General features: G+C 53.4%; 18 protein-coding genes and 3 pseudogenes. 14 read left to right on the top strand and 7 right to left on the bottom strand.

The window, feature by feature from the left end; genetic code table 11:
• Positions 1–283 precede the first annotated feature (283 nt).
• The 4 genes from JMJ04_RS23405 to JMJ04_RS23390 all read right to left on the bottom strand — a co-directional run bounded on the left by JMJ04_RS23405 (position 284) and on the right by JMJ04_RS23390 (position 3719).
• On the bottom strand, positions 284–655 hold the full coding sequence (locus JMJ04_RS23405) for a DoxX family protein (protein ID WP_201372858.1): 372 nt from the start codon (positions 653–655) through the stop codon (positions 284–286).
• 133 nt (positions 656–788) lie between these two features.
• Complete coding sequence (locus tag JMJ04_RS23400; RefSeq protein WP_201372857.1) at positions 789–1667, bottom strand: ABC transporter substrate-binding protein; 879 nt, start codon at positions 1665–1667, stop codon at positions 789–791.
• Between the two features lie 164 nt (positions 1668–1831).
• Complete coding sequence (locus tag JMJ04_RS23395; RefSeq protein WP_201374473.1) at positions 1832–2590, bottom strand: SDR family NAD(P)-dependent oxidoreductase; 759 nt, start codon at positions 2588–2590, stop codon at positions 1832–1834.
• Between the two features lie 184 nt (positions 2591–2774).
• Entirely contained in the window at positions 2775–3719 is a 945-nt protein-coding gene (locus JMJ04_RS23390; protein ID WP_201372856.1) for an aldo/keto reductase, read from the bottom strand.
• 167 nt (positions 3720–3886) lie between these two features.
• Here JMJ04_RS23390 and JMJ04_RS23385 point away from each other — a divergent pair.
• The 3 pseudogenes from JMJ04_RS23385 to JMJ04_RS49485 form a co-directional block, all read left to right on the top strand.
• Positions 3887–4081 (top strand): annotated as a pseudogene (locus JMJ04_RS23385) (LysR family transcriptional regulator); the annotation flags it as partial.
• Positions 4053–4286: pseudogene (locus tag JMJ04_RS23380) on the top strand (IS6 family transposase); the annotation flags it as partial. The pseudogenes JMJ04_RS23385 and JMJ04_RS23380, both read left to right, overlap by 29 nt.
• Positions 4287–4574: 288 nt before the next feature.
• A pseudogene (locus tag JMJ04_RS49485) lies at positions 4575–4847 on the top strand (ISAzo13-like element transposase-related protein); the annotation flags it as partial.
• Between the two features lie 210 nt (positions 4848–5057).
• On the opposite strand, the gene JMJ04_RS23365 reads toward JMJ04_RS49485, so the two are convergent.
• Complete coding sequence (locus JMJ04_RS23365; RefSeq protein ID WP_201372855.1) at positions 5058–7400, bottom strand: FUSC family protein; 2343 nt, start codon at positions 7398–7400, stop codon at positions 5058–5060.
• A 268-nt stretch (positions 7401–7668) separates the two neighbouring features.
• Here JMJ04_RS23365 and JMJ04_RS23360 point away from each other — a divergent pair, with 268 nt between their 5' ends.
• The 7 genes from JMJ04_RS23360 to JMJ04_RS23330 all read left to right on the top strand — a co-directional run bounded on the left by JMJ04_RS23360 (position 7669) and on the right by JMJ04_RS23330 (position 14062).
• Positions 7669–8568 carry a LysR family transcriptional regulator gene (locus JMJ04_RS23360; protein WP_201372854.1) on the top strand — a complete coding sequence of 300 codons (900 nt, stop codon included), beginning with the start codon at positions 7669–7671 and terminating at the stop codon, positions 8566–8568.
• A gap of 729 nt (positions 8569–9297) precedes the next feature.
• The gene (locus tag JMJ04_RS23355) at positions 9298–9681 is read left to right on the top strand and encodes a nuclear transport factor 2 family protein (RefSeq protein WP_201372853.1); all 384 of its coding nucleotides are present in this window, start codon (positions 9298–9300) and stop codon (positions 9679–9681) included.
• A gap of 356 nt (positions 9682–10037) precedes the next feature.
• Positions 10038–10442, top strand: a complete 405-nt coding sequence (locus tag JMJ04_RS23350; protein WP_201372852.1) for an NAD(P)H-dependent oxidoreductase — start codon at positions 10038–10040, stop codon at positions 10440–10442.
• A gap of 255 nt (positions 10443–10697) precedes the next feature.
• Complete coding sequence (locus JMJ04_RS23345; RefSeq protein ID WP_201372851.1) at positions 10698–10916, top strand: hypothetical protein; 219 nt, start codon at positions 10698–10700, stop codon at positions 10914–10916.
• 439 nt (positions 10917–11355) lie between these two features.
• Positions 11356–12435, top strand: a complete 1080-nt coding sequence (gene mtnA, locus JMJ04_RS23340) for an S-methyl-5-thioribose-1-phosphate isomerase (protein WP_201372850.1) — start codon at positions 11356–11358, stop codon at positions 12433–12435.
• Between the two features lie 206 nt (positions 12436–12641).
• Positions 12642–13022 carry a cupin domain-containing protein gene (locus JMJ04_RS23335; RefSeq protein ID WP_201372849.1) on the top strand — a complete coding sequence of 127 codons (381 nt, stop codon included), beginning with the start codon at positions 12642–12644 and terminating at the stop codon, positions 13020–13022.
• 14 nt (positions 13023–13036) lie between these two features.
• Entirely contained in the window at positions 13037–14062 is a 1026-nt protein-coding gene (locus tag JMJ04_RS23330; RefSeq protein ID WP_201372848.1) for a zinc-dependent dehydrogenase, read from the top strand.
• A gap of 524 nt (positions 14063–14586) precedes the next feature.
• Here JMJ04_RS23330 and JMJ04_RS23325 read toward each other — a convergent pair.
• Entirely contained in the window at positions 14587–15762 is a 1176-nt protein-coding gene (locus JMJ04_RS23325) for a winged helix DNA-binding domain-containing protein (protein ID WP_201372847.1), read from the bottom strand.
• Positions 15759–16298: a VOC family protein gene (locus JMJ04_RS23320; protein WP_201372846.1), complete on the bottom strand. Its 540-nt coding sequence runs from the start codon at positions 16296–16298 to the stop codon at positions 15759–15761. The genes JMJ04_RS23325 and JMJ04_RS23320 overlap by 4 nt, the downstream gene beginning before the upstream one ends.
• 1244 nt (positions 16299–17542) lie before the next feature.
• On the opposite strand from JMJ04_RS23320, the gene JMJ04_RS23315 reads away from it, so the two are divergent.
• The 4 genes from JMJ04_RS23315 (at position 17543) to JMJ04_RS23300 (ending at position 21850) form a co-directional block, all read left to right on the top strand.
• Positions 17543–18847 carry an ABC transporter substrate-binding protein gene (locus JMJ04_RS23315; RefSeq protein WP_201372845.1) on the top strand — a complete coding sequence of 435 codons (1305 nt, stop codon included), beginning with the start codon at positions 17543–17545 and terminating at the stop codon, positions 18845–18847.
• Between the two features lie 62 nt (positions 18848–18909).
• Positions 18910–19854 (top strand): carbohydrate ABC transporter permease, encoded by a 945-nt coding sequence (locus JMJ04_RS23310; RefSeq protein WP_201372844.1) that lies wholly within the window; start codon positions 18910–18912, stop codon positions 19852–19854.
• Between the two features lie 70 nt (positions 19855–19924).
• Positions 19925–20818 carry a carbohydrate ABC transporter permease gene (locus JMJ04_RS23305; RefSeq protein ID WP_201372843.1) on the top strand — a complete coding sequence of 298 codons (894 nt, stop codon included), beginning with the start codon at positions 19925–19927 and terminating at the stop codon, positions 20816–20818.
• A gap of 861 nt (positions 20819–21679) precedes the next feature.
• Positions 21680–21850 carry a hypothetical protein gene (locus tag JMJ04_RS23300; RefSeq protein ID WP_201372842.1) on the top strand — a complete coding sequence of 57 codons (171 nt, stop codon included), beginning with the start codon at positions 21680–21682 and terminating at the stop codon, positions 21848–21850.
• Positions 21851–22084: the final 234 nt, after the last annotated feature.

Below are 22084 nucleotides of genomic sequence, written 5' to 3'. Positions count from 1 at the left end.
CTGAGGCGATAGGAAGTGTGTGGCCGCAGGTACGTGCAAGGTCCATCAAGAGGAGCACGTGCGATTGTGCGATGGATAAGAAGAGACACAAAGCAGGGAGAAACAGACCGAGGAGAATGCCAGGGAAGAGTGCCCCTGTAGAGCGTCACCGCCGGTATTGATACCTGATACCAGCACCGACGATGACGCTCTCTGGGGAGTTGGCAGTCGCGCAGTTCCGGGCTCTGATTCAAGAGATGGCTACGTGGAGAAATAAACTCCTCATAGGTTGCATCAAGTCAAGTTAAGAAACGCCCTCTCCTCCAATAACAACGAGGAGACCACCAAGCATGGCAAGATTTTTGAAGAAATGAATCTTTTGATTAGCTTTTGCTGCAGGATTCTCTTCTTTCCAGTAAGGATGGCCAACAAAGGTCGTAGGAATCAGACAAGCCGCCAGAACACCAGCAGACAGCTTAGGGGCAATGTTGGCGGCCAGCAGAGTGCCACCAAGGACCATAAGGGCGCCATTCAGGATTACAGACTGACGAGCTTGAGGAAGACCAGCAGCCTCAACCTTTTTGGCACGACTATCTGGCTCTAAAAAGGCGCCGAAACCATTTTGAATAAACATATTGGCCAACAGGCCACGGCCAAGAGTGTTCGCAAGCGACATAGAACTCTTTCCTTTCACAACGGTACAAAACAAGAACTCAATGATCCTTTTGCACTTGATACCCGCTCCTCTGCCGCCTTTAGACAACCAGCTTAGCGCTACCCCATCCTGAGTGGTCAATTGCAACACAGCCCTAGTGTGTGGTGGTTGCGGTGCGGTAGAACTCGGCTGCGGTGAAGGTGGCAGGGACGCCGAGTTCGGCGGCGACCGCGGTGATCGCGGTGGCGCCGATGGCGAGGTCAACCTGGCCGTCGGTGGTGTAGTACGGTGCGATGAACCGCTCGTAGTGGGCTCGCACTTCGTCGGCGGTGTGTCGACCGAGGAACGTCTGTATGTACCGCACTGTGGTGTCGGGTTCGTTGTGGATCACCTGCAAGGCGCGCCGGTGGGCTCGTACGACGGCCTGGACTGCGAGGTCGTCCGGTTGGATGTAGGTGGGGTCGACGACCACGCCTACAGTAGGAATCTGGAAGTGATCGCCGACCCAGGCCAGCATATTCCAGCCGTACTCGGCGGCTATCGCCTCTGGTGCCATGGTGCTACCAACAAAAGCGGCGTCGATCCTGCCTTCACGCAGCCAGCGCAGGTCCATGCCGTAGTCGCCGGGCGCGCGGACAATAGTCTGGATGTCGCGGTCCGGGTCGAGGCCAGCCCGGCGCAGCACGATCCGGGCAAAGCATCCGGGTGGGGTGTGGGGGGGATGTACCGCCAACCGTTGGCCAGCCAGGTCGGCCAGGGAGGTCAGGCCGGGGCGGGCGAGGAACCAGAACAGCGGGCGCTGGGTGTTGACAGTGAGTGCGACCCAGGGGATGCCATCGGCCAGTCGGGACAGCAGTGTCCGGCCGAGCCCAATAGTAGCGCAGTGGCGCAGCCGCTCGTCGTTCCAGGAGCAGCCGTCGCGCAGCGCGACGTGGACACCCTCGTCGGCATAGTACCCCTGCTGGTCGGCGATGTAGGCGACCAGTTCCTCGTGCATGCCCCGCCCGACGTAGGCGAGATCGATTGTGTACATGAACGTTTCTCCTTTTTCCTTGATTGTGTCACCGCTATGGGCCCGCGGCACGCGCGGGCCCGGCTGCTGCGGCCCATGGTGCTGAGGTGACGGTGGGCAGGATGCGGTCCAACCGTTGGTCGGACCGGGACGGTATCGCTCCGTGTGCAGAAGACAGCGGGGCGTTACCACATGGACATCCCGCCGTTGAGCGCGGCCGTGGTGCCGGTCATGAAGGAATTGTCCTCGCTGGCATAGAAGGCAACCGCTTGAGCGACGTCGCCCGGGTATGCCAGACGGCCTAGGGGGATAGTAGCCACCAACTGCCGCTTGTGCTCCTCGTCGAGCACATCCGCTGTGCTGCGGGTGTCCCCCACCGGGCCGGGCTCGACGACATTGACCGTGATGCCCCGCGGGCCCAGTTCCTGGGCAAGGTACCGCGCGAACTGCGTCAATGCGGCCTTGGCCGTGCCCAGTGCGATCATACCCTCCCGAGGCTGGCGGCTGAGGCCAGTGCTGAGATAGATGATGCGTCCCCAGCCCTGTTCAGTCATGGCGGGCAGAACGGCTTTGGTGACCGTGAACGCCGCACGCATCTCGTCGTCGAGCTTGCCACCCAGTTCTTCCCACGTCATGTCCTGGAACGGCTTGATCACATACGGGGTGAGCGCGCTGTGCACAAGTACGTCGATGCCACCCCATGCCACCTGAACCTGCTTGATCATGCTCTCGACCGCAGCTACCTCGCGCACGTCAGTCTGCACGGCCATGGCCTGGCCGCCTGCGGCCTTGATGCCGGCTACGACCTCCTCGGCTGCCGTGCTGCTGTGGAGGTAGTTGACCACCACGCGCATCCCTCGCGCGGCCAGAAGGCGCGCGGTGGCCGCACCGATTCCGCTGCTGGCCCCTGTCACCAATGCCACTCTGCCAGTTGCCCCAGTCACAGGCCCACTGCTGCCAATAACCATACTGAACCTCCTCCTTCGTAGCCCGTACGTCGGGCTTGTGATGTCGAAACATATAGTCTGATGAGTGCTGGAAAGCCCTGGATAAGCATTCTATGGAAATTCCATAGCAGATCATCAGCACCTCTGGTACCAATCAAAGGCTCGCCAGTTCGATGGGCGTTCAGCTTCGCTTCGGAATGAAACCCGGAATCCCGGTCTCCACTACCGCATTGAGTCTCTGTCTAGTTTGGATTTGGTTGATCTTGTCAAAAGCGGTCTTTGGAATAGCGCGGATGTTGAAGTTTTCCTGAGCGTGGGCTGGTGTCTTCGCAGTAGTGAGAACTGCCGTGCCACGTTGGATTGCCCAGGCGAGCAGAATCTGTGCTGGGGTTTGGTTGACTTCCTTTGCGATTGCCAAAATTGCCGGGTCATCGAGAGGGCCCGGCCTTGTTCCATGACCTAAGGGAGCAAATGCCAAGAACACAATGCCCTTCTGTTTGCAGAATTCCAACAACTCTGCTTGTGGAAAATAAGGATGCGATTCAACCTGAACAACGGCAGGTTTAATCCTCGCAGAATTGTAAATGCGCACGAGTTCTTGGAGACGGATATCAGACAATCCAATGGCTCCGCACTTGCCATCGTCAACGAGACTTTCCATCGCCCGCCAGGTGTCGATGAGACTCACGCCTTCGTCGTAAAGGATATTGCCATGTTCATCCCGTGGGTCATAGTCGTCCCCCGGTCGAAACGCAAATGGAGTGTGAATGAGGTAGAGATCTATGAAACTGATTCCGAGCCTGTTCCGACTCGCCTCAAACGCCCGCTCAACACGCTCCGGACGATGGTTGGTATTCCATAGCTTTGTGGTGATAAAAAGATCCTCCCGCGTGATTCCGCCAGCTTTGAGTTTTGCCTGCAATGCTTCGCCTACCTCTCGCTCATTCCCATATCGTTCGGCACAATCAAAGTGTCGAAATCCGACTTCCAAGGCGCTTCTGGTCGCACGTCTTGTCTCGGTCGCGTCCGGGATCAATGTGCCAAAGCCGAGAGCTGGAATCTTTCCGCCTCCGAAGTTGAGCGGTATTGTTTCGAATCGAAGTTCAGAAGAGCGATCGAATGTCATTTAGAGCTTCTTTCTGGCACGCTACTGAGCATGTGCACTGTAATTGACGAAGAGACGTTCTAAGTTTGTTTCTCTTGAGAAGAACATACCATCGTTTTCTAATATTGTCCAATATATGTTATAATATCTATATCATATGTTAAATGGTATGAAAAAGGAGAGAAACGGTGGAACTCTTGCAGCTCAAATATTTCCTGACCGTTGCACGATTGGAGCACATGACCCGCGCAGCGGAGGAATTGGGAATTGCCCAACCACCTCTCAGCCAGACCATTGCCCGCCTAGAGGAAGAGTTGGGGGTGCCTTTATTTGACCGTCTGGGGCGAAACATTCAAAGGCTTGAACAATCGGGCAGAAAATTCGCACCAACCCACACGGTTGCGAGAGAAGAAAATGCGGCGTTTCACATCAGCAAAACAGGCACAACACTTTCTTTCCGCCTTCGGCCCAATCTCGGGACATTTTCAACCGCGAAGACACCGTCTGAGTGCTGGGGAATACCATGCCATGTTACAGACCCGATTCCAGACCTGGAATGAGGTAACCAAAACAAAAACTGCGGCATAACGCTGCATGGCCCACTCCTCCTCTTCTGCTTCTTTTTTGTAACCTCTTCCACTCTTTCGATAAGTTGACAAGACCTTTTCAAGCCTTTTCCTCACTTTCACCAGTTAGCAGGTAGGAAGAGTGCTTGTAAACGGCGCACCTTGTATGTTTAGAGAACAGGAAGGATCTGATACACTAAGGGAAACAAAGCAAAAGGGAGTCCCCGAGGGTGAATCTGAGGTGCACCTCGCGTCAACAACGCGAAAGGTAGACGGAGATCCCCTCCCGGTGTCACCCGCTCTTTGGGCAGACCGAATGGTATCAGAAGTTGCTGACACCGCGGTGCGTGATCTGCTCCTGAGGCTGGGCTACCGACTGGCAACCAACAAGAAGAATCTGGAAGGCACCTCACATGAGGATCGTGATGCCCAATTTGCGCAGATCAAAGCTCAGTGCGAGCAGTTTGAACAGCGCGCAGAGCCGATTCTTTCCGTGGATTGCAAGAAAAAAGAGTTGCTTGGGACCTTCAAGAATAACGGAGCAGAATGGCAGGCGAAAAGAGAGCACACCAACGTGAACGTGCCTATCCAACTGGTCTCAAGGTCACTGATGACGAATTGGCGGCTCTTCGTCTGGTTCAAGCATCTTTTCATGGAGAGTGGAACTATACCCTCAACCCCCATGAGGGTTGATCAGGTTATTTCCGTGAGCCGCCTTAGAAAACCAATTCGCCAACACTATCTTAGCAGGGTCCTACCATCTTTTCAGTAAGAAGCATTTCTTCAAGAGTGACTAAATACGCTTTATGCTCGTCGCGCCATCTCTCCCTCCTGTTGTTTGGTTGTTTGCCGGGTAAGTAGCAAGCATATATCGGAGTGTGACTAGCACCTCGCGCAGCATCTCCTTAAGTGGAGGATTGATGCTAATGCGTTGCCCGGTACGGGTTGCATCCTCGACGTCGCGCAGCACCCACTTCATTTGCTGGCGAAAACGTTCGAGTTGATGAAACTCGCCATGCTCGGGCCGGGTCGAAATGTGAGCCGCGAGCGTGGTGACACTATCACAGATACGCTGGTTATACGTGACGAGCATCTGGAAGCGCTCAATTTCATTCTCACTGGCCTTTTGTTCGTTCAGCATGCGCTGGAAAGCCGCTGCCGCGTTCACGTTCTGCACGTGCGCGTCTTTGCTTGCCCGCCGCACCGCTTCCAGTTTGTCCTTCTTGTTACCGCCAGCTATATAGGCCGCGAGAACGCTGGCAATGTATGTCTGGTTGGCCAGGATGGTGCGTCCCATTTGCTGGGGAAGACGCTTATGCTCCCACAGAGGCCAGAAGAGATAGCTCGCCAGGATGCCCATACTGCCACCAACCAGCGCAGTGGCGATGCGAATGAAGGGTACCAACCCGTTTCCCGGCATGACCAAACTGAACATTATAATAAGGAAGGTAGTGAAAAGCAGAATGAAGAGAGTATTATTGTTGTCCTGGTACATAAAGCAGAAGAAAGACACGACGATCAACACTGGAAAAATAAGAAAATTTATGTGCAGGGCGGCTATTGGGAAAGTGAGAAAATTTATGTGCAGGGCGGCTATTGGGAAAGTGAGAAAATTTATGTGCAGGGCGGTTATCAGCAACATCGCCAGGATTGCGCCAATGACGGTTCCGAGAATCCTTTGAACTGTTTGCTTGCGCGTCGAGCCATAATCAGGCCTCAGGATAAAGAGGATGTTCATACCAATCCAACTACCATCGGGGATGTTCAACAGTTTGGCGATAGCCACCGCAACGGCTAAGATAGCCGCTAGGCGCAGGGCATGACGCAAGATAAATGAGCGCAGTGTCAGATTGTCTTTGAAGAGCAAGACACGTTCCCGCACAACGGCATAAAGCGCCTTCCAGGAGAAATTGCTTTTGCTTGTTGCCTCAGTCTGAAGCATTCCCTGCAAGATCTCCTGGCCGTCCGATTGCATGAGAAGATCACGCGTCTCGCGGATAAGCTCGCTCATACGTTCGAGCAGATTTGCCAGGTTGCGCGTGTTGACGAGACGTAATGAGAGCCACTCATGGACTAACGAGTGCTGGGGTTCGGGTTGGGGCTCCAGCTTGCGCGTGTTGGCGAACGCGTAATAGTCTTTCTCCAGTTGTGGAAGTGAAGCGCGCAGGGCATACTCCTGCGTTTCAATGGCATACAGAGAGTGCTCCAGGGTTTCTGGCCGGAGAGCGTGTTTCTTGCCTGCGATAGCGTATGCCAGCTGTTCAAGGAGCGCCGCACACTGTTCCATTACAAACGCCGACTGCTCGCCTCGATGATAGTTATAAGTGCGTGACACCGCCAGTTCTTCGAAGAGGGCAATCACGGCTTCCATTATAGAATCGGCCCTGAGGATGAGCATCAACAGGAGGTAATTGAAAGGATGAGCGCCCGAGCCTTGAGAGCGCCGGTCAGCAACGATCCGGTGCGCCTTATCGTAGGCCTCCCGCAAGCGTGCCCGTTCCTGCTTGACTTCCTCATTCCAATGCTGCCCCAGTTCTATATGACAGACCTTACGTAGCAGAGCACTCCCCGCCTGATAGTATCCGCCTACAGCCTGGCGTGCAGGGAGAAAGCGGCGGAAAGGCCAGGGACAGAGAGATATTGCCATAGACCAGGCAGCGCCAATGATAAAGGCGATCATGCGTACCCAGGCTACTTCTATGCTCGCGGGCTGACCCATAACGAGAATGAAGACTAAATTGGCGGAGAAGCCGACTTTACCCGGCAGACTGCCATAGAGACCAACCATACTACCGAAAAAGGCCCAGGCGAACATGACGAGCGTTACCAGCCAGGGATTACCCCCTGTGATGGTCGCAACCAGGGCCGTAACGGTCATGAAGACAGCTGCGGTGAGCATGGATATGGCACGGTTATGATACGCCCCACCCACATCCGCGAAAGAGACGCTCAACGCGCTAAGGAGGACCATAGTGCTTAACGCGAGATTAGCAGTGAGCACGCCAATGAGAATAGGTACCACGCCAATAATAGTCATGCGCACGCCGTTCTGCCAGGCGGCGGTATCAAGGCGAATATGCGCATGGGTCGCGTTCCGTGCACGCTTAGTAGGTGGCTGTAAGAAAGAGAAGAACATAGAATTTATCATCACTTTCAGATACACTTGAGAGGGTACAGGTCCAGGCCCGAGATCACGTAGACCACCATAAACCACAAACAGAGTTATGCAAGAGTATTTATTCGGATACCTCTTTCCATAAACTCAGGAGCACAAGCATAAACCGTTCCCTTCATACTGCATCGTGTGTTTTTCTTGAAAAGCATATACCATCCTTTTCATACTGTCCAATATATAATATGATATCGCTATCATATATTAGACGGTATTAGAAAGAAGAGAAACGGTGGAACTCTTGCAGCTCAAATATTTCCTGACCGTTGCACGCCTGGAGCACATGACTCGTGCAGCAGATGAGTTGGGGATTGCTCAACCCCCTCTTAGCCAGACCATTGCTCGCCTGGAGGAAGAGTTGGGCGTGCCTTTATTTGATCGTCTGGGGCGAAACATTCGCCTGAATCACTTTGGTCGAGCGTATGTCCAGCGCGTTGAGCGGATCTTTGAGGAACTGGAGCAGGGCAGGCGTGACCTGAACGATCTTGCGGATGGCAGGCAAGGACAGATTGGGCTCGCGATGTATGCGGCAACCCACCTGCTTCCAGACCTGCTCAGCGCCTTTCGCAAAGATCACCCGGGCGTTCATTTTTTGCTCTCGGGGCATCAGACCAATACCGTCACCAGCCTGGCGCAGCACCTTGCCAGGGGAACATGTGACCTGTGTATTTCCTCTCCTCCAATCCAACAACCGGACATCACCAGCGTTTCCCTGCTGACTGAGGATATCTGGCTTGCTTTTCCCTCGGGCCACCCGTTGGCCCAGCGCTCCCAGCTTCGGCTGCAGGAGGTTGCCCAGGAAGCCTTTATCATCATGCAGCCAGGGAACGGCTGGCGTGAACTGACCGATAGTTTCTGCCAGCAGGCTGGGTTTCGTCCCAGGATCGTTTTTGAAAGTGATGATCCTTCGACGATCCGAGGATTGCTCAGAGCGGAGCAAGGCATCGCTTTTGCGCCAGCGATTTCCTGGCAAGGATTAGTCGATCCAGCCGTTATCCTAATGCCGATTTCAGAGCCAACGTGTCAGCGTACAATTGGACTTTCCTGGCTGACCGATCATCGCCTCTCGATGGCGACACTGCAATTCCGCCAGTTTGCCATCGATTATTTTGCTCGTCTCTCCCTGGCATGATGCGTGTCTTCCATCACAGCATAGACGGTCTCTCTCCTCTGCTTATGCGCCGGGCTTCCTGGTTAGAGACGTACTGGCGACGATGAGCGCTCTTCTCGTTCTCTCTGAGAGAGATGAGCATGAGAAGCTATTTGAGCGCTTCACATGCCTCACGGGGACTGCTATGTAAATCCCAACATTGTGGGCTCTTGTCCACTTCGGAAATTACTGTTTGGTTGCTTTTAGATATATTGGGAGGCGGTGATATCATCCCTTCCAGAAGCGTCTTTCATCACTAAGAATGAGGTCATGATGGGCCATTTCCAACGTTTGTGGTTTCAGGGGCAACATGGTTAGAGAGTTCAGGGAGCATGAAATAGCCCTAACGCCTGCCCCTCAAGATATTCGCCTGTGCCTCTGGAGAACGGTTGTTGAGCTACGCACACGAGAAAGAATGTCGATATATTACTTCTACTGACATCCACTCATAAATCGCTTTGCCAGAGCTTCCCATTTGAAAGGATGGTGCGTGGTGCAGCATTGAAGTGGTACAAGTTCATCAATGCCGTACTATGCACAAAATGGTCGCCGCAGGCGACATACAGACCTGAGTCGCTACCAATGTGGCTGCGAAGCCCTTGATTGGATTTATGAGTGGTTGTCAGACTTCTAGCCTTGACATGAATACGGCGCTGTGTCATCTTCACATACGATGGATGGTGCTCTGTACGAGCCAAAGGGAGAGAAACTATGGAAAACGAAGAAATTCGGAGAGCTCTGGATCAACACTGGGCAGCCTCCGCCGCTGGGGACATTGAAGTGGAACACGAGATCTATCACGATGATGTCCTGGTCGAGTATCCTCAGTCGGGCGAGCGAATCCGCGGTCGCCACAACATTCAAGCCCTTCGCGGACACCACCCGGCGAAGCTGGGTTTCACCATCCGGCGCGTCCTTGGGAGCGGCGATCTCTGGATCACCGAGTACGTGCTCAGCTATAACGAGCAGCCAACGCAAACCGTCAGCATTATGGAGTTTCGCGATGGCAAGGTTGCCCACGAGACGCAGTACTTTGCCAATCCGTTCGAGGCACCTGCCTGGCGAGCTCAGTGGGTCGAGCACCAGAAGCAATGAAACGCCTCTCCTTGTTGGGGTCACTCGATTGACAGGGGCAGCGCATACTCTAAGGCAGTCGAATGGGTTTAAGGTAACTGTTTTTACCGCAAAAAGAGAGAAAAGCAGCACCCAGGAAGTCTTGAAAAGACTTCCTGGGTGCTGCTTTTCTCTTGAGGTGAAGCCGCTTGAGAACTGCGCCTATTGCTTAGAGTATATGCTGCCCCCGTCAATCGAGTGACCCCTTCTCGGTGCCATACCCCATCATCCCATTCTCTCGATGTGGGCGAAGGAGATGCCTGGTTGAAGCTGAGTGCACCGTTTCGGGGGGGTATGCAAAAATCCCCTTCTGCGGAGTGCAAGCCTGTTGAGTCTATTTGGCACACGCTGATGGGCTGATTCTTGGCTCAGGAACACGCTATGGAGGAATGTCAGCAGCCATGAAAGCCTTTTTGGAACAAGCGAGTCCCCTGTGGAGGAGCAATGCCCTGCTTGGTCGTCCTGCTGGGGTGATGGCTGTGGCTTCAACCCCGCATGGGGGCGTTGAACAGGCCACTTTGGGGATGATGGTGCAACTGATGCACCTGGGCATGCTCATTGTGCCATGTGGCTATGCCACCCCTTTGCTCCAGCGTGCAGGATCGCCGTATGGGGCGATGGCGATTGCCGGTGGGGCCGTGGGCCGTACCCTCTCCGAAGATGATCTGGCCGTGGCTCATTACCTGGGACAGCAGGTGGCCGAAGTGACGCTTCGGCTTGGTCCCAAGCAATTCCAAGCGTAAGGACAGGAAGAGCAGCAAGGCAAGCGTACAGAAACGGCTCTCCGACCTAGACACCAGAGAGCCGTTTTCGTGACTCAGTCTCACATGAGGAGTGCTGCGTTCTTCCTTCCAACGAGCACCAACAGGGGAAGAGAAATTGTCCTAGTTTCCTTCTCAGGAGGGGGTAGACAAGCGTATGCGACATCCAACCGTAACAATCCAGATCTCTTCAGCGTCGGCCCATCGACTCCTGCATGGTTTGGTGAGGTGGCCATTGTGGCTCAAGTGCTTACCCAGTTTGGTCTGCTCAAAGCAGCCCAGGAACGCATGCGTTTTGCTCGTCCTCGGTTTGGCCACTATGACACCATTGACTTTGTGGTGGCCCTCCTCGGCTATGCTGTGAGTGGAGAGCCCACGTTGAAAGCGTTCTATGAGCGCCTCTCGCTCTTCGAGAAAAACCATAAAATCCGGAATGATTTTAGAAAAAATTCTTAGAATGGATTGAAAACGTCCGCGCTAACTTTGGAAAAAGCAAAAACATTCCATTTACACCCCGGCCACAGAAAAATCGTCGCTTTTCGGGAATATTCTCGCGGACTCCTCATCTTTTAATGAGTAAGAGACGAAGCAGCCAGAAGCAGCTAGTATCAAACTTCCTGGCATGCTGGAATAAGCATCTTACACTAACATTATTAGTTGATGCGACTGGCATCGACAATTAGGAGGAACGATGTCCGAATTTGATGAATGGAATCGCAATGCCGGGGCCCCAATATCGTGAGCGGTTTTGTGCCGCTGCCGTTTTTCGCGTTTTTCCACAGCCAGGGCATTCCGCAGGCCCTGGTGCCATAATATGACCTTGATTTCGCTGCAAGGTCGTGTGAAAATGCCAGCAGGAGTTGGTTTTTTCCGGGAAAGGATTACGTTTACTATTATGCTCGATCAGAGACTGCTTCAGCCTGTCTGGTGGGAAGAAAATGAACAGGGTGTGTATGTTGGCCTCATTGACCAGACCTTGCTGCCGCAGCAGACGAAGCATCTGAGGCTGACCAGTGAAGTGGAGGTCGCGGAGGCCATTCGCGCGCTGCGTGTGCGCGGCGCGCCCGCGATCGGGGCAGCCGCGGCTTTTGGCCTGGTGCTGGGACTGGCCCGCCAGGTACGCGAGCGCGGGGAGACGCTCGGTCTGGTCGAGGCTCGCGAGCAGCTACAGGCAATTGGTGCTCTGCTAACAACCACGCGTCCCACGGCGGTCAACCTGGCCTGGGCAATCAAGCGCTTACTGCGTTGCGTGGACGAGAATTTCGCGCTCGTGCGGAATGCACAGGAACTCCAGCGCGTTTTGCTGGCCGAGGCCAGGGCTATCGTGCAAGAAGACCACGATGCCTGCGAGCGCATGGGTGAACTGGGCGCGGCCCTGCTGGCCGAAGGGGATACAGTGCTGACGCACTGTAACGCGGGCGCGCTGGCGACTATGGGTATCGGGACCGCGCTGGCTCCCATCTACGTCGCGCATAACGCTGGCAAGCGCGTCCACGTGCTGGTCGACGAGACGCGGCCCCTGCTGCAGGGCTCGCGCCTGACTGCCTGGGAACTTCAACGAGCTGGCGTGCCGTTGACCCTGATTACCGATAACATGGCTGGCTCCTTTATGCGCCAGGGCCGTGTACAGGCAGTCTTCGTAGGCGCTGACTGCATCGCGGCCAACGGGGATGTCGCCAACAAAATAGGCACCTACTCCGTGGCCGTGCTGGCCAGCGTGCATCAGATTCCTTTCTACGTTGTTGCTCCAACCTCAACCTTTGACCTCTCGCTTTCCTCCGGCGAGCAGATTCCGGTTGAGCAGCGCAAGCCAGAGGAAGTCACCAGCGTGCGTGGGAGCATCATTGCCCCAGAAGGCGTCAACGTCACCAACCCCGCCTTTGATGTAACTCCCCACCAATACATCACCGCGCTGATCACCGAAAAAGGGATTTTCCGCGCGCCTTATGAAGCCTTATTGCGCAATGTGTGGTGAGCATGGCAGGAGTACAGGGGATGACTAGTCTCCACCAGGGTTTGGGGTGTCCCAAAAACGTATATTGAGCAAAGCGGGAGTGCAGAGGGCGGCGAACCCTCTGCTGGGGTTCGGGGTGTCCCCGAAAATCCCTTATTCTTTTTATGCGCCGCCACAGGCGGTGCAAGAATGTCATCTGAACAGTTGCTAAGAAAGCAAAAGATCCTATGAGCATTATTCATCGTGCCGCCGCGGGTGAGAACGGCGAATTGCGCTGGCAGGGTGTTCCTGTGCGCGCGTATGGGTCGGAGAACAGCGGCGCGGACAGGGCGACGCGCCAGATTATGATTGGTACGGACGAGGCTTCAGACAATTTTCATATGCGCTACTTCGCGGTGCAGCCAGGTGGCTATACCTCGCTGGATCAGCACGCGCACGACCATGGAGTGTATATCTTGCATGGCCGGGCGCGCCTGCGCCTGGGAGAGGAGGAGCACGAGCTGGCCCCGGGCGATGTTGTCTATATTTCGGGCAACGAGGTGCACCAGTTCTTTGCCCTGGAGCAAGAGCCATTTGGCTTTCTCTGTATTGTGCCAGCGAAAAGATGAAAGAAGGTCGCGGTATGCGCGTGGTTCAGTATTATGCAAACGATGATGTGCGTCTGATAGATCTTCCCGTCCCGGAGATCGGGTCGGGCGAGCTGCTGGTCGAGCTACGGGCCTGCGGTATCTGCGCGTCCGATGTCATGGAGTGGTATATGAAGCCGCGCGCGCCCCTCTATCCTGGCCACGAGCCGGTCGGGCGCGTTGTCGCGCTCGGGGCGGGAGTGCAGCAGTTCGCCGTGGGAGATCGCGTTTTTGTGCACCATCATGTGCCGTGTATGGTCTGCCATTTTTGCCAGCGCGGCGCTTTTTCGCAGTGCGCGACCTTCCGAGCGACCCGCCTCTATCCGGGTGGGCTTGCCGAATATATTCGCGTGCCCGCGCCCAACGTTGAGCGCGACGTGCTGCTTTTGCCTGGCGATCTTTCATATGAAAGCGCCACGCTGATCGAGCCGCTGGCCTGCTGTCTGCGCGGCATCGAGCGCGTGAACATACGTCCTGGCGACAGCGTTTGTGTGCTGGGAGCGGGGAGCAATGGCTTGATGCTGGCGCAACTAGCCCGCCAGCGCGGAGCCACGACTGTCGTGATTGTCGACCCGATTGCCTATCGCCGCCAGCACGCGTTACAAACCGGCATCGATCACGCCCTCGATCTCTCCGACGACCTGCTCACGCCGATCTTCGCGCTCAACCAGGGACGCAAGCCGGACATCGTGATCGTCACGCCCTCGAAAATTTCTGCTATGCAGCAGGGGCTCAGTCTAGTTGGACCTGGCGGCACACTGCTTCTCTTCGCCCCTCCGCAGCCCGCAGCGATCCTGCCCATTACACCCAATGCCATCTTCTTCCAGGAGATCACCCTGCGCACCAGCTACTCCGCTGGCCCCTACGAAACGCGCCTGGCCCTCGAACTCCTGCGCACCGGGCGCATCCGCTCCGAAACCATCATCACCCACCGCTTCAGCCTCGACGAAGCCTCTCAGGCCTTCAAATTAGTAGCCAACCCCGGCGAAGCGCTCAAAGTCATTATAGAGATAGAAGAGTAAAGAGATCAGCCAGAAGCATGAGCGCAACCGGACTGGAGCCCTGGCTGACCTCTTTACTCTTCTACCTCTATAATGTGATTCTTTTCAGTCAATCTATTCTGCTTTATTGTAAAGGTGACCGGGAGATTGACAAGGTGCCTGGTTGTTGCCTACCATAATTATTACAGGTTTGCGTCCGAAGGGGTTGTACTGGCTACCTGGTACATCCGTTAACAAAATTACCAGCATCACCTCCCTTGAGCCAGCTACTGACTCGTTCTGGCTCTTCAACTTTCTAAAAGTCCTTTTTCTAAAATTATTGCGGACGGCACACTACTTGATTCTTATTGACCCCTAAAGAAGATGGCAAATTCATGTTTTGCTCCATATTTTTGCATTTATTAATTGGGATAAGGTAAGCATATGAGCGTCATTGGGTATTGCGGCTAAACCTTCGTTTGTTGCATCCCACATTCAAACTTCTTGTATGCCTGTCCCATTGTCAAGCAAGCAAAGGCTTCCTCGACAATGGGATAGCTGCATACTCATGCATGTGCGCCTGCAATGACTGGACCAAGAGTCAATCGAGGTTGAGCATTGAGAAACGCTCCCATACGCTCTACCTGCCCATCGAGTTCGTGGCGTTGAGTTGCGGTGAGTTGGTCAAATGGTTCTACGGTAATATCAAGCCAGCGGCCAGAGCGCCGTTGATGCCAGACCCCTGCGACAATTCCATTGATGAGGAGCACCGGGTAGTTTCCCGCCTGCCCACTCGGAGTCAGAGCACGTTGGGCGGCTTGTCCGGGAAAGAGCAGCTCCCGCGATTGGCTGCCGACAATATAGGCGTCGAAGTAGGGAAGGAGCCGGACGCTTTGAAGCGAACTGGACGGGAAGGCGGTATCTCCAGCCACCGCCCATGCCAGACTGCCGTTGACTGAAACTTCCTCAAGTTCATCAGAAAGAGCGTTGAATAGCTCCCTTGCCCAACTCCGTGGGGCGTTCAGCCACTGTGCGAAGTGCTGAGGTGTGGCTGGCCCATAGGCAGAGAGATAGCTCTTGAGCAGCCAAACGAGCGCACTTCGTTCTTCCACGGGAGCAAATGCTGGGAGAAACCTTCGCGGACTGGTGTAGGTGACTTTGGTACCTTGATTGGGGCCAAAGCACAGCGCGCCGCGAAAGCCGGACTGAGCTAGAGCCATGCGCCAGCGAGGCCACATATCGTTGAACGCAGGCATGACCCGCTCGCCAGCCCAGGGGCCGGTGGCAGCAATCACCGCATCGCTCAGTTCGTCAATGGTTAACTCGGTATCGACAAGCGCGGCAGCAATGGCCTTGATGACCTCATCGGTTTGCTCGGGAGTAAGCCGTACCTCTTTGCTATGACCGTTGTGGGACGGAGGTATCGCTAAAAGCGCACCAGCCCATAGAGGCAGATCTTGTGTCGCGAGCAGGTGAACCGTGCCGCGTGGGCCGAATGTTTTGACCAAGCTATGTTCGGTCCACAGGGCATCTTTGACCTCTGTCGAGGTGAGAGAGGCACCTCGTAGCCCGATGGACCAGAAGGCAGCAGAGGCGACCTGAGCGTGCGCTCCACAGAGCGCTCTCACGATCTCTGCTGGTCGAGCGCTCTGTGAGTGGATGTCGAGCCCTTGGCGAACTAGTCTACGAGCAGTCACCTGGCTCCATGAGAGGGAGAGTCCCCCTGTTGTTGATCGCGTCATCGAGAGACACCTATATGGCTTTCGGTATCGCTTCGGCGCTTCATCTCCTGATCAAGAGATGCTTGAAACGAGCGCATCGCTTCACGATACTGCGGCTCTGCGGCACGTTTTGCCATTTCCTCAAGAGTGAGGTTTTCCAGGCGGGTCTGAATCCACCACACATGACCAAAGGGGTCGCGGACGCGTCCCACGCGGTCGCCAAGGGCCAGGGTAGTCATCTCGGAGACTGCGGCCGCTCCAGCAGCAAGCGCTTGCTGATACACGGCATCCCCATCGGGGACGTAGAGACGCAGGAAGCAAGGAGTAACAGGCCATCCCTCTTGCTGCGCATCAAAGGCCATAACGATGCTGTCGCCAATTTTGGCTTCGGCATGACAGATGGTGCCATCCTCGTTGTAGACCCGTCCCAATTCCTGTGCGCCAAATGCTTTGCGTATGAAATCAAGGAACTGAGCCGTGTCTCGTGAAATGATCCACGGCGTCACGCTATGATAGCCATTAGGGATTGGTTGCACGTTCTTTGGTAGTGTCGTCATATGTGTACTCCTTCTATATTGTCTCGATAGAGACAGTATATCCTCAAAGGAGGTCAGAATCGACCCTTCTTTGAGGATATCTATTAAAAGGCTGGTGGCGAAGGAAAAGCGCGCAACCACTGAGGGATAGCCCAATCGTCGTTGAGCAGATCCGTTTGCAGGGCGACCTTGGCGGCGGCATTCGACTGACACCAGTTCATAGCTCATTTCTGCGCACGAAGACTGACAAGTTGCAAAATTGACCGCAGCCTGTTGAAAAAGTCCGAATTAGCTCATCATTTTACAGATGGCGTGCAAAATCTGAGCGTGAATAGTAGTGTAATTGTCAGGTACACTCATCCATCGGAGGGTTTTTCAACAGGCTGGCCCGTTTGTTGAGATCGTCAAGCGCTCGAAACGTTCAGGATCTTGCTCCCAATTTCATGCACCTCATAACCTGTTGCATTAGATCGAAACCCGTCTCAAAAACGGCGTCTCAAAACGTGCCCATCTCGGCGGAAAACATGAGACAAAAAGCCGAGGCTTTTCACTGCTTGAGGAATGGGAGGCATCTCTCTTCACCTCAACGTTGGCCATGGAATGGCTTCTACGGGACGTGGAGTGTCAGCAACCAATGATATGAGGTGAATATCATACAACTCACTTGTCCTCTGTGAAGGGTGCGGCAAGTTTTTTTGCATGAGGCGGAGTTCAGGCAACAAGCCGTTACCACAAGCGGCATCGACACACTGAGAGCTTTCTTGAGGAGATGATCGTGGGAGGCTGGTGTCATGGGAGGTCCGTATGCAACATCGCGTTCTAGCGCGATTGGCCTTCCTCCTCCCCTTTCGCTTCAGGCTCGTTCTGGCAAGCAGAACCGCTGCTCCTTTCTAGGCCCTGGCGAGGCGGCGTTGGGCTTTGGCCAGAGCGTTCTCTTCCTCACGAAAAAACCTGGGGTTGTCAATGTGGGAGCTATCGGAGAGAAAGGCAAAGGTCTTGAGGGGCTCATACACAGATTGGTGAAACCTCTTCAATAACCCTGTAAGTAAGATGCTCATGTCAAATCGTCTTATGGTTTTGTTGCTCAATTCTACACAAAAAGCTTGACAAATCAATCCAGAAAACGTTATCTTTTTTATAAGCCTTATCTGTTTGCCTGTTACCACATTGTTCATTCTATACAATATGGAAGTTAGCATTTAGTAACAGATGAGCTATTGTCTACTCATGCGTATAGATGGATATATGGACGAAGGAGTACGTATATGCAGATGCATCGACGATCCTTTCTCAAGGCCGTGGGAAGTGCGACTGCGGGAGCCAGTTTATTGCTGAGTGGTTGCGCACCAGCTATCAATACCGGAGCCAAGAAGACGCTCAACTTCTGGGCATTCTCCAACACCCGTATCCAATGGCAACAACAAGCCTGGGAACTCTACAAGAAGGAGAAGAAGCCCGACTTCGAGATCAACTGGATGATCTTTCCTTTTCAGCAAATGCACGACAAGGTCCTGATTACGGCCCTGGCTGGCTCAGGCGGTCCCGATATCGCTGACATCGAGATTGGCCAGTTCGCGCGCTTCATTAAAGGCGACGTCATTTTTGTGGATATCGCTCCTAAGCTTCAGCAAATGGGAGTCATGGACAAGTTTTATCATCCTTCGGCTACCGATCCCTGGTCCTGGAAAGGCAAGATCTATGGTATTGGCAATGAATTGAACACCTGTCTGCTCAGTTACCGTTGGGATCTCTGGGAAAAGGCCGGTATTAAGGCCCCCATTAATACTTGGGATGAGTTCGCGGAAGCAGGTCGGCGTTATCAAAAAGCTACAGGCAAATATTTCATCGATTTCCCCTTCAACGACTCCGGTTACTGGTGGATACAGACACTTCAACGCAAAGGCGGCTTCTTTGATGCCAATGGCAAACCTATCTTCAACTCCTCTGAAGGTTTAAACACGCTTCGCTATCAGAAGCAGGCCATCAACGAAAAGTGGGCAGGGATACGCCCCATTGGTCAGGCATACTGGGCCAAGGTTTCTGATGGTACATTTTCCTCTCTGATCGGCCCTTCTTGGAACTTTAGCGGTTTCGTACAACAGAACGCGGCAGATACTGCTGGCAAGTGGCATCTGCAACCACTTCCGCAATGGGAGGCGGGAGGTTCACGGACCGCCACGCAGGGCGGTACTGGCGTTACTGTGCTTAAGACCTCTTCCAGTATTGAGGAAGCACTCGACTTTGTGCTCTACGAGCACACAAGCATCGAAGCGTTACTTGGCGACTATGGGATACGCCAGACCTGGCCAACCTATAAGCCAGCGCTGGAACAGGCCAAATTAAGCGAGCCGTTGAAGTTCTTTGATAATCAGAGGGCGGGTGAGATCATCAAAGAGGTTTCGCCAGAGATAAACCAGTGGTATAACTCTCCCTACTGGCCTGAGACAACCGATGCTTTTACACGTCTCGCACTCACTCCCTGTTTACAGCAGCCGGGCGTCATGCCAGAGTCGGCGCTACAAACTGCTTATAACCAGGCTTTAAGCATCATCAGTTTCGAAACTGCTTAGCACATGGCTCCATTTAGCTCCTGAGAATATTCGCGTATGCCATACCCAAAGGAGGGATGCACATGACTCAGATACATACCAGCATGACAGCCCAACCTCGCCAGAGTAGCAGTTGGTGGCATCGCAATCAACGCAAGCTCGCTCCTTACATCTTCATCTCACCCTTCTTTATTCTCTTCCTGGTATTTGGGATCTATCCCATCCTCTACTCCTTGTGGCTCAGCTTCTTCAAAGGCTTTGGCTTTGATAAGAAGACGTTTTTTGGCTTTGGCAACTACATCCATCTCTTCCAGGACCCCCGCTACTATACTGCTGTGCTCAATACGACTAAGTACGCTCTCGGTAGTTTGTTTGTCCTCACTCCCCTGGCCCTGATCATGGCCCTTGCTATCAACTCCCTCTTCGTGCGCTGGAAAGGGCTTTACCGCGTAGGACTCTTCTTTCCAGTCATTACCTCAACCGTGGTCATTACGGTTATCTTCGCGCGCGTCCTTGATACGCAATATGGCTTGCTCAATGTCGCGCTTGGCTGGTTTGGTATTCCCCAGATTGGTTGGCTTACAGATCAGCCAGTTGTCATGCCAGCCTTTATCCTCATTGGTATCTGGACCTATCTGGGCATCAATACCCTCTTCTGGATGGCGGGTCTCAATGCCATTAATAAAGAGTACTATGAGGCGGCTATGATCGACGGCGCTAATCGCTGGCAGGCTTTCTGGAGCATTACGCTTCCGCTACTTAAGCCAGTGACGCTCTTTATCGTCATCCAGGCCATTATCGGTTCTTATAACCTCTTCGCTGAGCCTTTGCTGCTCACCGGTGGAGGTCCTTCAGATGCCTCGCTCACCATTACGCTCTATGTCTACACCCAGGGCTTCCAGAACTTTAACGTTGGTTATGCGAGTGCTATTGCCTATTCGATGACGCTTCTGCTGCTCATCCTCTCCGTACTGAATATTAAACTCTTCGGGGGGTATGGAACTGCAGCCTCTTCAGATGTAGCGTGATAGCCGGGTAGTTTGCGCTATGTGCCTTGCCTGTGCCTCACGCACAGGGTTCTTTAGAGAGGATCTCATCATGGCAAGCATTGATACAATGCTTCAGGAACCGAAGACAAAAATGCAGCTTTCTCCTGCCGCCCGTAAACGTCGTTATTCTTTTATTACCGGATCAGTGCTGGTCAACCTTCTGCTCCTTTTGCTGTTGCTTCTGACAGTTATACCTTTCCTTTACATGGTCTTTAGTGCCTTCAAGCCCAACACGGAGATCTTTGGTACGCCAATTACGCTCTTGCCTCGCAACCCAACCCTGGCAAATATGGGGGCCTTGCTTACGCAATTTCCCTTCGCACGCTGGATGTTAAACACGGCAATTGTAGCCATTGGCGGCACAATTACCTCTCTGCTGCTCAGTTCGCTGGCGGGCTTTGCTTTCGCGAAGTATGACTTCCGTTTCAAGAATGCCCTCTTCACCCTTATGCTGGTAACACTTCTCATCCCGCCTCAGGTCTTGCAAATTCCTCAATTTGAGGTGATCCGCGAACTTCACTGGTTCAATACCTACCAGTCTTTGATTATCCCTCGCGCAGTTGGAGCATTTGGGATCTTCTTGATGCGTCAGTACACAACAACCGTTCCCAACGAGATTCTCGATTCTGCCCGCGTTGATGGGGCATCTGAGTTCGCGATCTGGTGGCGCATCGTCCTTCCCCTGGTTCGTCCGGGGCTGGCCGTGCTAGGCATCCTCTCATTCACTGGCTTATGGAATGACTTCTACTGGCCACTCGTCGTGACTACCGATCCATCCATGTTTGTCGCTAACCTGGGAATCGCGTCCCTTGTTGGTCCATATGACTATCAATATGGGATTCTACTCTCGGGCGCTGTGCTGGCTTCGCTACCCATTATCCTTATGTTCCTTATATTCCAGCGCCAGTTTATTGCGGGTCTTACCCAGGGTGCTGTAAAGTAAAGCCAGAGGCATACCTCTGCTGTTCAATGATTGTGGCATGAAACGACATGAGCGGGGAGTATAGGGATACAGGTAACAACCTTCACTCCCGCTCACCATAGACCCCTGTGCTGCTGGCTTTTTTACGTTCGCTTTCACAAACGCTGGGGGAGGCATCTTCTGCTGTTCCAGCTCCTCGATGCGAGCCAGGGCTTCTCGCAGGGCTTGATTTTCTGCCCGAAGATGGGCGATTTCTTCCTCTTGAGTCATGGCTTGAGTGTATCAAAGAGGTCAAGTCTGAACACTTTCTCAATCCGAACAATTCTGTGAGCGTGCTAAATTATATCTATTAGTGTGAATATCCTCACGTATTTTGCTCTTCTTTGCTATACTTGGCATGGCTCTTGTGAAATACGGATAAACCTATCTCTATTTACCTAATTTTATCCCCATCCTCATATCGCAAGAGCCGTATGTGCCGGGAGTAATCCCGGCCTTTTTGCAATTACTGGTAAAATCCCTGAATGTTGAGTCTGGCACAAATTTGGTGATTCGATCTCATAAGCGCGTAGAGGAGAGCGGATGCAAGATCACCACGGGAATTGGTAGTGTTGCAGAAAAATTTAAGCTGAGGAAATGGAGCAAGTAATTACGTCTTACGAATCAATATCGCAGAGAAAAGGCGAATATTCCGCATCTTTTCCTCGTGAGATATGTTCATATGCACTTCAATTGCTGAGCTTTAAATTTTTGCAACACTACCTCAATGAGGATCGGATCGTTTCGCCCTATGATGAATAGGCGCGCTCTGCTCGCAAACGAGAACTGGTCTGGTTAGGGTACAAAGTGCATCTGACATAGACCTGTGATCAAGATCCGCAAGTGCCTCATCTGATTATCCAGGTTCACACCGTTGCAGCGACCGTTCCTGACAGCATGGCAGTGGAACCGATCCTGCAGGACCTGCGCGAACGCGAGGTGGCACCTGCTACCATCTTGGTGGACCAAGGCTACACCAGTGCCACCTTTCTTGTAGAGCAAGCGAAACAGTGAAGTAGCAAAAAAATATATTTTTGAATATAATTATACGGAAGGGCTTGTAATTGAATCCTGGATACTGAATTACTAGTATAACCTGTTCTTCCTATTCGTTTAGAAACATCCAGATTGGCTATCTACTGGACGTTGCTTCTTATAACACCTGTCGCCCTGGAAATGGTCTAGCTGAATTGTCCTTCTGACGGAAAAACTAGCCTTGCAGAGAGACTTCTGGCAGGAAAACCACTA

This window comes from Ktedonobacter robiniae (assembly GCF_016587375.1).
In the GTDB taxonomy this organism is placed as follows: Bacteria; Chloroflexota; Ktedonobacteria; order Ktedonobacterales; family Ktedonobacteraceae; genus Ktedonobacter; species Ktedonobacter robiniae.
The sequence above is the reverse complement of the archived record's forward strand: the minus strand, read 5'-3'. Positions and strand labels throughout refer to the sequence as shown.